The organism is Actinoplanes italicus (assembly GCF_003001815.1).
Lineage (GTDB): Bacteria > Actinomycetota > Actinomycetes > Mycobacteriales > Micromonosporaceae > Actinoplanes > Actinoplanes italicus.
This window is the reverse complement of record NZ_PVMZ01000013.1, coordinates 128,047-143,058: the sequence shown is the minus strand read 5'-3', so window position 1 is coordinate 143,058 and position 15,012 is coordinate 128,047. Positions and strand designations below refer to the sequence as shown.

Annotated in this window: 10 protein-coding genes and 1 tRNA gene; 6 read left to right on the top strand and 5 right to left on the bottom strand. The window is 70.9% G+C overall.

The genetic code is table 11. The features are described 5' to 3' along the window. Window positions 1-113: 113 nt before the first annotated feature. Entirely contained in the window at window positions 114-332 is a 219-nt protein-coding gene (locus tag CLV67_RS28980; RefSeq protein ID WP_170154043.1) for a hypothetical protein, read from the bottom strand. A 2,394-nt stretch (window positions 333-2,726) separates the two neighbouring features. Here CLV67_RS28980 and CLV67_RS28975 point away from each other — a divergent pair. The 6 genes from CLV67_RS28975 (at window position 2,727) to CLV67_RS28945 (ending at window position 10,537) form a co-directional block, all read left to right on the top strand. After that, window positions 2,727-3,896 carry a sensor histidine kinase gene (locus CLV67_RS28975; protein WP_146169331.1) on the top strand — a complete coding sequence of 390 codons (1,170 nt, stop codon included), beginning with the start codon at window positions 2,727-2,729 and terminating at the stop codon, window positions 3,894-3,896. Next, complete coding sequence (locus CLV67_RS28970) at window positions 3,893-4,552, top strand: response regulator (protein ID WP_106323941.1); 660 nt, start codon at window positions 3,893-3,895, stop codon at window positions 4,550-4,552. The genes CLV67_RS28975 and CLV67_RS28970 overlap by 4 nt, the downstream gene beginning before the upstream one ends. Window positions 4,553-4,635: 83 nt before the next feature. Further along, the gene (locus CLV67_RS28965) at window positions 4,636-5,037 is read left to right on the top strand and encodes a hypothetical protein (RefSeq protein WP_106323939.1); all 402 of its coding nucleotides are present in this window, start codon (window positions 4,636-4,638) and stop codon (window positions 5,035-5,037) included. Then, entirely contained in the window at window positions 5,037-5,759 is a 723-nt protein-coding gene (locus CLV67_RS28960; RefSeq protein ID WP_106323937.1) for an ABC transporter ATP-binding protein, read from the top strand. The genes CLV67_RS28965 and CLV67_RS28960 overlap by 1 nt, the downstream gene beginning before the upstream one ends. Window positions 5,760-5,767: 8 nt before the next feature. Then, window positions 5,768-8,371 carry an ABC transporter permease gene (locus CLV67_RS28955; RefSeq protein WP_239166560.1) on the top strand — a complete coding sequence of 868 codons (2,604 nt, stop codon included), beginning with the start codon at window positions 5,768-5,770 and terminating at the stop codon, window positions 8,369-8,371. A 753-nt stretch (window positions 8,372-9,124) separates the two neighbouring features. Then, entirely contained in the window at window positions 9,125-10,537 is a 1,413-nt protein-coding gene (locus CLV67_RS28945) for a phenylacetate--CoA ligase family protein (protein ID WP_106323933.1), read from the top strand. Here CLV67_RS28945 and CLV67_RS28940 read toward each other — a convergent pair. The 4 genes from CLV67_RS28940 to CLV67_RS52110 all read right to left on the bottom strand — a co-directional run bounded on the left by CLV67_RS28940 (window position 10,534) and on the right by CLV67_RS52110 (window position 14,683). Continuing rightward, window positions 10,534-12,060 (bottom strand): class I SAM-dependent methyltransferase, encoded by a 1,527-nt coding sequence (locus CLV67_RS28940; RefSeq protein WP_106323931.1) that lies wholly within the window; start codon window positions 12,058-12,060, stop codon window positions 10,534-10,536. The two genes, CLV67_RS28945 and CLV67_RS28940, sit on opposite strands and share 4 nt — an antisense overlap. A gap of 72 nt (window positions 12,061-12,132) precedes the next feature. Then, window positions 12,133-12,342 carry a dodecin gene (locus CLV67_RS28935; RefSeq protein ID WP_106323929.1) on the bottom strand — a complete coding sequence of 70 codons (210 nt, stop codon included), beginning with the start codon at window positions 12,340-12,342 and terminating at the stop codon, window positions 12,133-12,135. A gap of 47 nt (window positions 12,343-12,389) precedes the next feature. Then, window positions 12,390-14,528, bottom strand: a complete 2,139-nt coding sequence (locus CLV67_RS28930; RefSeq protein ID WP_106323927.1) for a TerD family protein — start codon at window positions 14,526-14,528, stop codon at window positions 12,390-12,392. A 24-nt stretch (window positions 14,529-14,552) separates the two neighbouring features. Then, window positions 14,553-14,683: transfer RNA gene (locus CLV67_RS52110), tRNA-OTHER, on the bottom strand. Between the last annotated feature and the right edge of the window lie 329 nt (window positions 14,684-15,012).

Sequence of the window (15,012 nt, the reverse complement as noted above, 5' to 3'; positions counted from 1 at the left end):
CGCCCGCCAGTCCTGTCCCCGCCCGCGGGCGGCTCCGCTCTCCTGTGAGAGCGCCGCTGGCACAGGCGTTCAGAGCACGGCCGCACGCCATGCCGGGGTTACGCACAGCTCGTTCACGGTCCAGCGGCCGGCGTGTTCACCGGCACGCAGCAGCCGCTGGACCGCTGCCGGGTCCGCCGTGGGCGGGATGTCGAGGACGACGAGCCCGACATGCCGCCACCGGTGATCCGCAGCGGGGCGAACTCGGCCAGGACGAGGTCCTCGAAGTGTTCGAGGTCCCCGCCATCGGTCATCCAGACCCGGACAGCGCAGTAGCCCGAAGCCGTGGCCATCTCCCTGCCCCCAATTGCCGTCCTGATGCTCGATGCGGAGCATCTCGTCCTCCGCGGCATCGAACGGCCCCCAGGCCGCCGCCGGCAGCCGCACGCGGTCCGGGGCGACCTACTGCGCGCCCACGCCCAGGCTTGTCGCGTTGCTGCGCGGCGGCATGGGAAACCAGACCTCCAGCCACGTATCCGGAGAGCTGAACATCGAGACCTCCTGAAGCTCCAGACCTGACGCTCCAGACCTGCCCCTCCCGGCCCAACGCCCCAGACCTGCCCCTCCCGGCCCAACGCCCCAGACCTGACCCTCCAGACCTGACGCCCCAGACCTGACCCTCCAGACCTGACGCCCCAGACCTGACCCTCCAGACCTGACGCCCCAGACCTGACCCTCCCGGCCCAACGCCCCAGACCTGGCCCTCCAGACCTGACGCCCCGGACCGACGCTTCCGGCAGCTTCCGACACGCACTAACGAGCCGTCACGTCGAGATGTTCGATCAACGAAGGTAGCCGATGCCTTGAACTGCTGAATCGGGTGAGTTGACCATTCGGTCCGTCCTGCTGAACCGAGAGAATGCCTGCCACCGCCCAACCCATGGCCGATAGTGCTGGATGTCGCCGCCGGCGACTGAAACTCACGGTATGCGGATATGCGTTTCCGACCTTCCGTTGGTGCGCGGACATCTCCCACCTGTTCTGGGGTCGGCAAACGTCGCGCAACGACCCGGCCGGATTGCGGGTGGCGCCGATACGCCTTTCTTACGACATACGTGTAATGGCTCGGCGGGAATTGGTGGTGCCGGGTGGCATCGGGTGCAGTCTGGATGGATTCGACCGTCGATAGGACCGCGTCCGCCGCCGGGGCCGCGAATGCTCGTGGAATCGATGTCGATGGCCATGTCAAGAACAGCGACAAGAAGCCGGGCCTCCCGGGCGGCCCACAGAACGCATCGTCCACTGCGGCATTCCCTGCTACGGCGACGAAGGCAGTCGCCGTAGCCGACCCGAACGCGGGAGCTGGCCCGGCTGCGGCGGTGAGCTCTACAGCGGCCAGTTCAGCGGTGACCGACCCAGCGGCGGCAGGCCCAGCAGGGAACGACCCCGCGACCACCGGCCCAACGGCCGCAGGCCCAGCAAAGAACCACTCCGCGACCACCGGCCCAACGGCCGCAGGCCCAGCAAAGAACCACCCCGCGACCACCGCCCCAACGGCCGCAGGCTCAACAAGGAACGGCTCACTGGCGGCCATTTCAGCGGTGATCGGCTCAGCACCGGACGACTCACCAGCGGACCGCTCAGCAGCGATGATGGGCTCGCCTGCGGCAACAAGTTCAGCTGCGCCGACAAGGCCGGCCGTAGGAACAGGTCGAACCGCTGTAGCGGGGTGGACTGTGATGGCCGGCTCAGGTGTCGTGACGGGTTCGGCTGCGGGGGATGGCTCGTGTGGCGTGGGAGTGCGCTGCGCGGAAGGACTCGGAGAGAGAGCTTGTGCGGTTCGGCTGCGGGGGATGGCTCGTGCCGGCGGGCGTGTCGGGCCGGCACCGGCGGGCAAGGCGACACCGGCAGGCGAGGCGACACCGGCAGGCAAGGCGACACCGGCAGGCAAGGCGACACCGGCGGGGCGCGGGCGGCGAAGCTTTTCGGCGTGGCGGTGCCGGAGGCCGAAAGCTCGGCGCCGCTGGTGCTCGCGGCGGAATTCGTCACGCGACGGCGAATGGTTGCGCGCCGAGGCCGGATCGCGCATCTCAGCGATTTGCGCCCTGCTGAACAACGACCCCTGTCCCATGCATTAATTCTTCCGCGCTCCAACGAAGAAGTGTAAGAAGTTGATCATGCCAATCCAGATTTTTTCCACCCGCCAGTGCATCACTTGAATCCCGCCGGAGCGACGGGCAAACTTCGCCGGATCGGAGCCGATCTTGGGAATTTGGCTCTCATGTCGACCCGAACTGGCTCTCATATCAACCCGGGGGAACGGACCAGAAGCGCGGAAACCCAAAGATCACAGATCTGGGCCGCCACCGATCGAGATGTAGCGATGCAGTGCGCCCTCGATGTGCACAGGGACTAAACAGACTGATCTGCCAGCAGCAACGAGTATCTCCGCTGCCGGCGAACCGCGATGAAGGTCTGCGCCACGAAGGCCGGCACGGCAGGCGCGACGAAAGCCGACGGCACAGGCGCGGTGAGGCCAGCACGCAAGCGCGGTGAGGCCAGCACGCGGGCGCGGTGAGGCCAGCACGCAAGCGCGGTGAAGCCAGCACGCAAGCGCGGTGAAGCCGCCACGGTAGGCAGGACGAAGGCCGGCACGGTGGGCACGACCTTCGAGTCGTGCCCCGCATCATCGTCGGCGGGATCTCGGCGTTCCGCCGGTGGTGATCGGGGCCGTCTATGGTGGCGGGATGTTCCATCGGTGGGCCCCGCAGCTGCTCCTCCTGTGGGATCTGATCATCGCCACGGTGGTGGCGACCGTCGCCGTGCAGTACCGCGACTACTCGGTCTGGGACGTGGTCATCGGCGTCGGCATGGCCGCCGCTCTGATCGCCCGGCGCTACGCGCCGATCCGGGTCTTCGCGGTGGTCACCGTTCTCTGTGCGGTGCAGCTGGTGGCCGCTTCGGCGATTCCGGCGGGGTACGACGTCGCGCTGCTCGTGGCGATGCTGGCGGTGGTGACCCACTCCCCCGACCAGGGGGCGGTGTACCTGTCCGGCCTCGTGGTCGCGGCCGGAGCCCTCGTCGCCACCGCTGTCCAGATCGAGACCGAGTGGCCGGGGTCGATCCTCGACTACCCGTACCTCGCGGAGCAGGCGGTCATCCTGGCCGTCAGCGGAGCGCTGTGGCTGGTCGCCTACGTGCTGCGGACGAACCGCGAACGCGGCCTGGTGCTGACCGAGCGGGCCGCCACCGCGGAGCGCGAGCGCGACCAGCTGGCCCGTCTGGCGGCCGCGGACGAGCGGGCGTTCATCGCCCGTGAGCTGCACGACGTGGTGGCGCACAGCCTGGCCGTGATGATCGCGCAGGCCGACGGGGCCCGGTACGTGCTCGACACCGACGCCGAGCGGGCGAGGGAGGCGATGTGCACGGTCGCCGGCACCGGCCGGGAGGCGCTGGACGACATGCACCGGATCGTGGCGGTACTGCGCGGCACCGGCGGCGAGGAGGACCCCGAGGACCGCCGCCGTCGCGGTCTCGGGCAGCTCGGCACTGTGGTGCAGCGGGCCCGGGCGGCGGGCCTCGACGTCGCGTCACGGATCGACGGAGACGTGGAGAGGCTGTCCGCGGCCGAGGAGCTGACCGTGTTCCGGATCGCGCAGGAGTCGCTGACGAATGCGCTGCGGCACGCCGGACCGGGCACCCGCGTGACGGTCGGCCTGGTCGTCGAGCCCAGCCGGGCCGTGCTGGAGGTCCGCGACGACGGCACGGGCGAGGCACCCACCGCCACGGGCGGCGGCAACGGGCTGATCGGCATGCGTGAGCGGGTGGCCGTGCACGGCGGGGAGCTGTCGGCCGGGCCGGCCCCGGACGGCGGATGGCTGGTCCGTGCCATGATCCCGATCAAGGAGGATTCATGAGCATCAGGGTCGTGCTTGTCGACGACCAGGCGCTGGTCCGCGCCGGGTTCGGGATGGTGCTGTCCGCGCAGGCCGACATGGAGGTGGTCGGCGAGGCCGGGGACGGCGCCGAGGCGCTCGCCCTGCTGGCCCGCACGAGTGCCGACGTGGTGGTGATGGACATCCGGATGCCGGTGATGGACGGCGTGGAGGCGACCCGGCGGATCTGTACCGGGGCTGACGGTCCGCGGGTGCTGGTGCTGACCACGTTCGACACCGACGAGGACGCGTTCGCGGCGCTGCAGGCCGGGGCGAGCGGGTTCCTGCTGAAGAACGCGCCGCCCGAGCAACTGCTCGACGCGATCCGGGTGTTCGCGGCCGGTGAGTCGGTGGTGGCGCCACGGGTGACCCGGGCGCTGCTGGACAGGTTCTCCGGGCAGCTGACCCTGCCGGGGCGCGCCGACGAGCGGCTGGCGTCGCTGACCGAACGGGAACGCGAGGTTCTGGAGCTGGTCGCGTCCGGGCTGTCGAACGGCGAGATCGCCGCCCGGCTGTTCGTGGCCGAGGGCACGGTGAAGACTCATTTCGGTCGCATCCTGGCTAAACTGGAATTACGCGACCGCGTGCAGGCCGTCGTGTTCGCGTACGAGATAGGCCTGGTCAAGCCAGGGGTGTAAGACCTGAGTCGTACATCGGGCAGCCTTTGAATCTGATCTGGCGTCAATGCGCCGGAGCCTCCGCACGCCGAAGAATCGTCACCGTGAACAGCAGACACGTCACCTTCGGGATCCTGACCGCGATCGTCCTCGCCGGTGTCGCCTTCGGGGTGAACTACCTGTGGGACAAGCGCTTCGGCCCGACCGCCGCGTCGGCCGCCGACTGCAGGCTCGCCCAGGAGCTGATCGACAAGGCGCAGACCCCGCCCGCCGACGCCGCCGAGGCCGAGAAGTGGGAGCAGCAGATCCGGCAGGTCCGCTACACCCGGCTGGAGAACGACGGGATCAGCACGGAGGTCGGCCGCTACGTCCGCTGGCAGAAGGCCAGGGCGACCGGCGAGTCCGTACGCCCGGACGTCGGTGAACTCGACGAGATCTACGAGCTGGCCGCCGGGCACTGCGAGGACAGCGGCGTGAGGCTGCGCATCCCGAAGATCGCGCTCTGATGGCCGCCGTCACCGCCACCGACCTGGTCAAGGTCTACGGGGCCGGCCACGGCGCGGTTCGCGCCCTCGACGGGGTGTCGGCCACCTTCGCCCGCGGCCGGTTCACCGCGATCATGGGCCCGTCGGGATCCGGCAAGTCGACCTTCATGCACTGCCTGGCCGGGCTCGACTCGGTCACCAGTGGCCGGATCAGCATCGGCGACACCGAGGTGACCGGGCTGTCCGACAGGGCGCTGACCGCGGTGCGCCGCGACCGGATCGGATTCGTGTTCCAGGCGTTCAACCTGCTGCCGCAGCTCACCGCGCGGCAGAACATCACGCTGCCGGCCGAGTTGGCCGGCCGGGCCGTGGACTCCGACCTGTTCGAGCACGTCGTCGGTGTTCTGGGCATCGGCGACCGGCTCGGGCACCGGCCGTCCGAGCTCTCCGGCGGCCAGCAGCAGCGGGTCGCCCTCGCCCGGGCGCTGAGCACCCGCCCGGACGTGATCTTCGCCGACGAGCCGACCGGCAACCTCGACTCGAAGTCGGGCGCCGAGGTGCTCGGTTTCCTGCGCGACTCGGTGCACCGGCTCGGCCAGACCGTCGTCATGGTGACCCACGACCCGGAGGCCGCCGGGTACGCCGACCGCGTGCTCGTGCTGGCCGACGGCCGTATCGTCCAGGACACCGCCCCGCACACTGTTCTTTCCTCAGTCCCTCCCTCCGCCGGCGGCTTCTCATGAGCGGGGGCGTGCTGCGTACCCAACTCAGCGGGGTGTGGCGCCGACCCGGACGGCTGCTGCTGACCGGCCTGTCGGTGCTGGTGGCGGCGTTCGTGGTGTTCGGCACGGTGCTGGCCTACTCGGTCGTCACCCGGACCACGCTCGACACGTTCAGCGAGACCCCGGAAGCGGTCGACCTGGTCGTCTACGCGGCCGGCGGGGAACCGCTCAACCCCGAACAGATCACCGAGATCAAGACCACCGCGGGCGTACGGGAGTCAGCCGGCCGGACGACCGCCTGGTTCACGGTCGGCGACGCGGCGGCCGGCACCGACCTGGAACTGCTCGCCGACCCGGGCACCGGCCCGCTGTCCCGGCTCACCCTGATCGCGGGCACCTACCCCACCGGGGGCCGGCAGATCGCGATGGACCGCCGGGCCGCGGCGCGACTCGGCACGACCGTGGGCGGCACGCTGCGCCTGCACTCTGGCGACCACGACGCGAAACCGGTGACGGTGACCGTGACGGGGGTGGTCGACGGGCCGCAGGACAGCGCCGAACGGGCCTGGGCACCGGACGACGTGGTCACCAGGATCAGTGGCGAACCCGGTTTCTCGCGGGTCGACGTGCTGGTCGCGGACGGCGCCGACGTGTCGGCCATGATGGACGGGCTGTCCGAGCGGCTGCTCCGGGATCCGCAGGCCTACATCAGCATCACCACGGGCGAGGCCATGCGGGTACGGGAGGCACGCGCCGCCGTACGCCAGTTCGATCAGATCTTCGCTCTGGTGGCGATGTTCGTGGCGATCGCCGTGGTGGCCGCCGCCCTGGTCGCCACCTCCACGTTCCGGATCGTGTTCGCCCAGCGTCTGCGGCAGTTGGCGCTGCTGCGGGCGATCGGCGCCCAGCGCGGTCAACTGGTCGTGGCGCTGGCCGTCGAGGGCGCGGTGACCGGGCTGGTCACCGGCACGGCAGGTGTGGTCCTCGCCCAGCTCGCGGGCTTGTCAGCGCCTGCGGTCGCGGGCGCGTTCGGGCGTACCCTGACCGGTCCTGATCCTTCCCTTGCCGCGGCCGTGGCGGTGGTGATCGGAGCCACGCTGCTGACCGCCGGCGCCGTTCTCGCCCCGGCGTTCGCCGCTGCCGGAGTCTCCCCGTTGCAGGCGCTGCGGTCGGCGAGCACGCTGGCCGCAGAGCCGGGCATCGCCACGCCACGCCTGGTGGGAGGCTTGCTGCTGCTCGCCGCGACCGGCGGTATGGGGTGGCTGACCGCCCGCTCGACGGGATCCTCTGAGGTGCTGCTCTACCTGGTCGGGGTGGGTGCGCTGGCCTTCGGCGCCCTGATCGTGCTCGGACCGATGCTGATCCGCCCGGTCCTGGCAGTGGCCGGGTGGCCGCTGCGCCGGCTCGGCGCGACCGGGAGGCTCGCGGTCAGCGGTATCGGCGGCGCCCCCAAACGGGCCGCCGCGGTGTCGGTGGTCGTGGCGCTGGGCGTGACCATGCTCGCCGGCACGGTCGTCGGAATCAGCAGCCTGCAGTTGTGGACCGACCGTACGATGGCCGCGCGCACACCGGCTGACCTGGCCATGATCGCCGAGTCGCCGACCGGTTTCGATCAGCTGGTGTCCGGTGTGCGGGCCGATCCGCGGTTCCGGGACGTCACACCGTTCCGGATGGCCGACTTCAGTTCCTCCTCCGGCGGGTACTCGCACGGCGCCATCGCGATCGACATGACGGCGATGCCGGCGCTGCGGACCCTCTCGGCGGCTGCCGGGGACATCGCCGCCCTGGGTCCCGGCAGGGTGATCCTGTCGTCGGTGGCCGCCGAGGATCTCGGGGCCGGGGTCGGTGACGTGGTGACCCTGTCGCCGACTGCCGCGCCGGGCGCGCCGGGCGGCGGTGACGCGACGACCATCCGCGTGACGGTGGTGGCGGTGCTGACCGGTGAGGGTCCGCTGCGGTCAGGTGCGGTACTGAGCGACGGCGATCTGGTGGCCCTCGGCGGATCGTCGGCCGGTCTGCTGGCCGACATCGACGCCGGCGCCGGCTCCAACTCCGGTGCCGGCTCCAACGCTGGCGCTGGCTCCGACGCTGGCTCCAGCACCAACTCCAGCTTCGACGCCGACTCCGGCTCTGGCACGCGCGACGAGGCGCTGGCCGCCTTCCGGCGGATCGGCGCCCCGGCCGGCGCGGAGGTGGCGGTCCTCGCCGACGAGCGGGACAAGGCCGACGGCGAGGTGTCGTCGCTGTTCGCGGCCGCCCTCGGACTTCTCGGGCTGACCGTGCTGATCGCCGTGGTCGGGGTCGGCACCACGACCGGTCTGTCGGTGCTGGAACGCACCCGCGAGTTCGGGCTGGCCCGCGCGCTGGGTCTGACCAGGGCCCGGCTGCGGACGATGGTCGGCATGGAGGCGGGGCTGTACGGTCTGATCGGCGCTGTCCTCGGCATTGCGCTGGGCGTGCCGATGGCCTGGCTGACGCTGGAGTCGCTACGCCTGGACCTGCCGCTGACCTTCCCGGCCGCGCAGCTCGCCGCGATCGCAGTGGCGATAGCCGCGATCACCGTCCTGACCGGCCTGCTCCCGGCCCGCCGCGCGGCCCGAGTCAGCCCGGTCGCGGCCCTGGCCGTCGACTGAGGCTCCGGCGGGTCTCGTGCCCGGGGCCTACCGCTGCCGCCGGCCGGGGGTGCCGAGCGTGAGTTCCAGGCCGTTCGGCTTCCACCGTCCCGAACGTCACGACGCCCACCCCGCGAACCGCGGGTCACTGCGTTCCCCAACACGGCGACCCGCGGTTCGCGGCCACCCCCAGACCGTGGTGAACCACGCCCACCGGCGAGCCACAAGTCACCACACACACCAGCCACCCCCACACCGTGGTGACTCACGCCCACCCGCGAGCCACAAATCACCACGCCAGCGGACGTGACCAGCGGACGTTGCCCTGCCGCCGAGCGCCTCGGCGGACGGAATGGGGCGCACCGAACGATCGCGGCAAGGCAGCAAGCGGGTAGGGGCGCGGCGATGCGGCCGCGTTCGAGCTTGCCGTAGTACTCGACGCTCACGCCGGACAGGGCCGCGACCTCGCCGCGTCGCAGCCCGGGAACGCAGGCCGGGCTCCCGGCCGGCAGCCCGGCCTGCTCCGGGTGATCCGGCCGCGCCGTGAGACGAGGAAGGCGCGCACCTGGTCACGGTTGTTCATCTCCCGGCCGTACGCGCGGCCCGCGGCCGTGACGATGCACTGCCGGTACACCCTTCAGCGCCTCCTCGCAGTGCGGGAGGCCGTCGGCGGGTACGGCGCGTTGGACGAGCGCCGCGCGGTAAGGGTCCGTTCGCGGCCCTTATCCGGTAAGACGGTATCCGGGAGTCTCACTTCGAGAACGGGAGCACCGGATGCACGAGCCCAGCGGCCCGGAGCCACTGTCGGTCCTCGCACTGTTCCGCGACGCGGCCGGGAACGTTCCCGCCTATGCGCGTTTTCTGCGGGAGCTGGGAGTGGATCCGGGCGCGGTCGGCGATCCGTCGTGGATCCCGTTGACGACCAAGATCAACTACCATCAGCGGTACGGGTTGAGCGAGCGCTGCCGTGGCGGGCGCCTCGACACGGCGGCCATGGTGGCGGTGTCGTCCGGATCGTCGGGCCGTCCGACGGTGTGGCCGCGGACGGTCGAGGACGAGCGGCCGGTCACGGCCCGCTTCGAGCAGGTGTTCCGGGACGGGTTCCGGGCCGCCGAGCGCAGCACCCTGGCCGTGGTGTGCTTCGCGCTCGGCAACTGGGTCGGCGGCATGTACACGGTCGCGGCGTGCCGGCAGCTGGCGGCCGGCGGCTATCCGATCACGGTGGCCGCGCCCGGCAACGACGTCGAGGAGATCCTGCGGGTGGTCGGGGAGCTCGGGCCGCTGTTCGAGCAGACCGTGCTGCTGGGCTATCCGCCGTTCGTCAAGAACGTCGTCGACGCCGGGGTGGCCCGAGGCGTGGACTGGCCGTCCATGCAGGTCAAGCTGGTGCTGGCAGGCGAGGTGTTCAGCGAGCAGTGGCGTGACCTGATGGCCGGGCGGGCCGGCATCGCCGATCCGGAGTCCGGGGTCGCGTCGCTCTACGGCACGGCCGACGCGGGGGTGCTCGGCAACGAGACGGCGCTGAGCGTGCGCATCCGCCGTTTCCTCGCCGGGCACCCGGAGGTGGCGTCGGCGCTGTTCGGCGACTCACGGCTACCGACGCTGGTGCAGTACGACCCGGCGGCGCGCCTGTTCGAGACGGCCGAGGACGGGACGCTGGTGTTCAGCGCCGACGGCACGGTACCCCTGGTCCGGTATCACATCGCCGACGAGGGCGGGCTCCTGTCGTACGCCGAAATGATCCTGTTCTGCCGAAGGCATGGTTTCGAGCCGGGCGAGGGGCCGCCGCTGCCGTTCGTCTACGTGTTCGGGCGTTCGCTGTTCACGGTGTCGTTCTTCGGCGCCAACGTGTACCCGGAGAACGTCACGGTCGGTCTGGAACGGCCGGCGGTCAGCGGGTGGACGACCGGGCGGTTCGTGCTGCGCACGGTCGAGGACGCCGACCGGGACCGCTGGCTGTCCGTGGTGGTCGAGCTGGCGCCCGGCGCCGAGGCCACACCGGAACGCGAGCGACTCGCCGCCGAGTCGATCCGCACCGAGCTGGTACGGCTCAACAGCGAGTTCGCCCACTACGTGCCGGCCGAGCAGCAGACACCGCTGGTGGAACTCCGGGCCGCGGACGACCCGGAGTACTTCCCGAAGGGCGTGAAGCACCGCTGGACCCGCCCCGAGGACGGGGCGGCCTAGCTGTTGCGGGGGCGGCGGGCCACCACGAGCAGGTGCGTGCTGGGCCAGGCCAGCGGGCGGCCGTCGAGTTCGGTGAGCGACGCGACCGGGGCGATCCGGTTGTCGATCACCCAGTCGTTGCGGATCGGGGCCGAGGCCGCGTCGAGCTCGAAACCGGCCTCGGCCAGCAGGTCGGACCACTCGGCGAAGGACAGGCCGCAGAACTGCTCCTTCGTCTCCGACAGCCAGTTGTCGACGTAGTCCTTGCGGGTCAGGAAGTCCATGGCGGCGCCCAGTTCGAGGCGCACCGTGCCCTCGCCGGCCGGCTCGAACGCGAACGGGAACGCGAAGTCCACCGCGAACTGGTCGAGCCGGGCCCGCGTCGACAGACCGGCGACATACTGGTTGACCTCGCCGGACGACAGCTCGGCGAGATCGGTCCGCGGCTGCTCCGGGTTGGCGCCGTCGTCGGTGGCCAGGTCCAGCAGGACCTCGCGGCGGCGGTCGTCGGGGCCGCACACGTCGCTGTTGATCCAGACACCGCCGGGGACGGTGTGGTCGAAGATGCGGCTGGCGAACTGGAGCAGCGACTCGCGTTGCCTGCCGTACGACCAGATCTCGTGGGTCAGCGCGAACGTCAGCGTGGTGTCCACCGACCGGTCCGCGAAGATCGCACCGCCGAGGACGTTGCGCTGATAGAAGTACACGTTCGCGTTCCGGAAGACGCCCTGCGCCTTCTTGTGCACGCACTCGGTGTAAAGGTGCCGGGCGACCTCGACGCCGATCAGGTCGCTCTCGTGCAGGCCGGGCTCGCGGTCGGCCAGCTCCAGCAGCGAACCGGCGCCACAGCCGATGTCCACGATCCGGCCCGGCCGCACGTACTGCCGCACCGCCGACCACTTGCGCTCCGCCGCGTCGGCGAACGCCTCCACGTACGTCCGGTAGTCGCGGGTGGCGGTGAGCCCGCCCTCGTCGCCGACCAGCGGATCCTCCACGACGGTCCGGACCGTCTCGGCCAGCCGGTAGCGCTCGAACACGTCGATGGTCGCCGGGTGGGCCAGCTTGCGCCACTCCTCGTCGCCGGCGGCCAGGCGCAGCAGCACGTCCCACGGGCGCTCGGGGGTCGTACGCAACTCGGGGTCGGCCTCTACCAGCGCGATCGGGAAGCCGATCCGCTCGTAGAGTTTCGCCACCTCCGGCGTGGAGCAGGCCACCACCGTGTCGTCCGGGGTCAGGTCGATGCCGGTGGCGACCGCGATGCTCTTGAGGGTGACCTCGGCGAACGCGTCGGTGGGTGCCGTGTCGAAGATCGGCACGACCAGCGAACGCAGGCCGCTGAGCAGGCTGAACCGCTCGATCGCGGCCTCCCGCCGGTGGTACGGGACCGGGTTGCGCCGGGTGTTGTCGTGGTTGGCCGACGTCACCGCCCACACGATCGTGGCTTCACTCTCCGAGGCGAGCCGGTGCAGATAGTCGGCCTGGAAGCGCGTCAGGAGGTGATGGCGGCCGGGAAACAGCACGTAGCGCGGCTTCTGGTCGATCAAGCTTCCCCCAGGGCGTACCGGTCCGGACGGCGATCAAGGAGCATACCGCGCGCCCGGACCCGACACCGGCGATCAGTCCTCGACGCGGAAACCGAGCTTCACGAGGACCTGGTAGTGAGCCACTTCCCCGTCGACCACCTGTCCACGGATCTCCTTCGCCTCGAACCACTCGATGTTGCGTACCGTCTCCGAAGCCTTCTTGACCGCGGTGCGGATCGCGTCGTCGACGCTGGTCGGGCTGCTGCCGACGACCTCGGTGAGCCGATACACGTGGTGTGACACGGAGAACCCCCTTCTGTTTCAGGAACTGCCTTCGCGAGTACCCAGTCTCACCCGGGGATCAACTCGGTGAGCCGGTCCAGCGTGATCGTGTCCGAGCCCGCCGGCAGGCCCTCCGGGGCCTCCAGGCCGATGAACGTGACCGGCTCGTCCGGCAGCCGCCCGTTCCACGTCGTCACCTCGGTCCGGGCCCGCCAGAGATCGACGAGGTAGGACACCGTGAGGTAGCGCCGCTCGACCAGCGCGCGCACCCGGTCGGCGGTGTTGAACTGGTTCTCCTCGACCTGGTTGAACGACGGATGACCGGTCAGGTACAGGTGCAGCCAGATGGCCTCCCAGCCGCGCTCGCCGTTGGCGAAGACCATCGGCAGCGCGACCCGCCCGCCGCCGCGCATCTGCGAGCGGGCCCGTACGGTCCGCGCGTCGAACGGTGCGCCGCGCTGGTCCAGGGTGCGGGTCTGGTACCCGAACATCGACTCGGCGACCTCGTCGAACGACTCCCCCGCGTAGATGTTGACCTGCGGGACCACGTAGCGCCCGGCGATCGTCAGCGGCACGTCGATGAACTCGGTGGCGCCGTTCTTCGCCTCGGTGAGGTCGCCGGAGTGCACGGCGCCGTCGTGGTGGTAGTTCGTGAACGACACCTGACCCGTGGAGTGGAACCGCTCGTCGAGCAGCAGCACCGACAGGTCGTAGTCGGTCCGGTTCCGGGTCTGACGCCAGTACGTGAAGAACCGCAGCAGCTCACCGGTGACCGGCGCCCTCGAGCCGCGCGGCAGCACCGCGAAGCCGCCCTCGGCCGCCTTGCCGGACAGCGGCAGGGCGACGTCGAGCACGTCCGGATCGACCAGCAGCGGACGCCCCGGGTCCGGCAGCCGGGCACCGATCTCGGTGTCGAGCAGCGCCGACAGCTCGGCGACCAGGTCCGCCGGCAGCGGCGACCGCTCGTCCCGGCCGATCCACGAACGGCGCGACCGGCCGACGTACATCCGGGCGCTCGCGGGCGTCAGCCGGTTGGCGACGTGCTCCCGCAGCGAGAGCAGCACCCGGCCGGACGCCGAACCCAGCGCACGGCCCACCGCGTCGACCACGACGGCCCGTTCCTCGTCGGCGGCCGACCGCAGCAGCCGGTCGGCGGCACGCAGCAGCTGACCCGGCGCGGCGGACAGCACCGACGCGGCCCGTCCCACCGAACCGGCCTGGAAGGCCTGTTCGGCCCGCCCGGCGAGGCTGTGCGCCTTGCGCTCGCCGCGGGCGACCGCGAACACCGCCTGGGCGTGCGGCCACTGGGCGTACTCGTGCGGGTGCAGCCGCTCACCGAGCCGCTTCCACGGCTCCGCGAAGCGGGCGACGTCACCGAGTTTGGCCGGGTTCGCGCCGACGACCCGGTCCAGCGCCTCCAGCAGCACCCGCCGCTCCACGCGCCGGAACGCGCGGAACCGGGTGCGGGCCGCCAGCGACACGTCACCGCCGGAGACCTGGCAGGCCAGGCGCAGCACGTCGGTCGTGGTGTCGACGGCGACCAGCGGACGGCCGAGGACCAGGCGGACGCCGTTGAGGACGGCACGGTTCTCCCGTACGGGAATCGCGTCGGGCTGTTCGCCGTCCGCGCAGAGCAGCGCCAGCTCGCTGAGGATCGCGAGATCGGCCTCGCCGAGCGGCGTGACACCACCGGCGAGGGCCAGGTAGAGCCGCTGCGCCTCCACCTCCGCGGTGTCGCCGAGGCGCAGGACGGTCAGCCGGTCACCGGCGGACGCGATGAGCTCGTCGTGGGCGGCCAGCAGGTCGGCGTACGTGTGCTGGTAGCTGCCGTAGCCCGGCAGCGCGAGCAGGTTGAGCCCGCCCATGCCGACCGCCGCGTCGCCGCCGCCGGTGAGCACGGCCGCCTGCAGCCGCTCCAGCCAGAACTCGACGGTGTCCGGCACGTCGTGCGGGAACCCGATGAAGTAGGCGTTGTGCCGGACGAGGTCGCCGACCAGCTCACGCACCGCGGACACGACGGTGGCCGCGAGGTCCATGGCCGGCTCCGGCGCGAGGCCGCCGACATGCTCCAGCAGCTCCCGCGACGCCGAGAACCCGACGTCGAGCAGCGCGGCGTCCAGCTGCCGCGCCACCGCGGAACCGTCACCGGCCGTACCGGCGCTCGCCGGCACGCGCAGCGTCTTCTGAATGATCGTCTTCTCGAGCACGTGTTCCCCCGTTCCGCGGCAAAGTGGGTCGCCGGGGAGTCGAACCCCGATCCTCTCGGTCCAGAAAGGAAGAAGGAAGCACACCCATTACCGCGCGAGACGGAGAGCGGACGTGCTGACCAAGCCGAGCGCTCTAGCCGTTGAGCTAGCGACCCGCCGCAGATCATCACATCACTCGTCCGGGCCGGCCAACGAGTTTCCCTGCCCGGACGAGTGGCCGCGCCCGCAACCTGCTCGGCAACCCGATCCGCGGCATCTCGCCCAATGGCTGATCCCGATCGCCGAAGATGGCATGACGCCCGCCAACCACCAAGCGGAGATTCACCAATCGGCGCCTTTATGGCGCGGCCGGTGAACCACATGATCAGTCGCATCGATGATGCTTTAGCGTTTGAGGCGTGCAGGGAGCGCCAGACTGTCGCAATCTTTCTGACTCCCGTTGGAGCTCCAGATTCACCGAGCGGACCAGGAGGCGGCAAAGGCG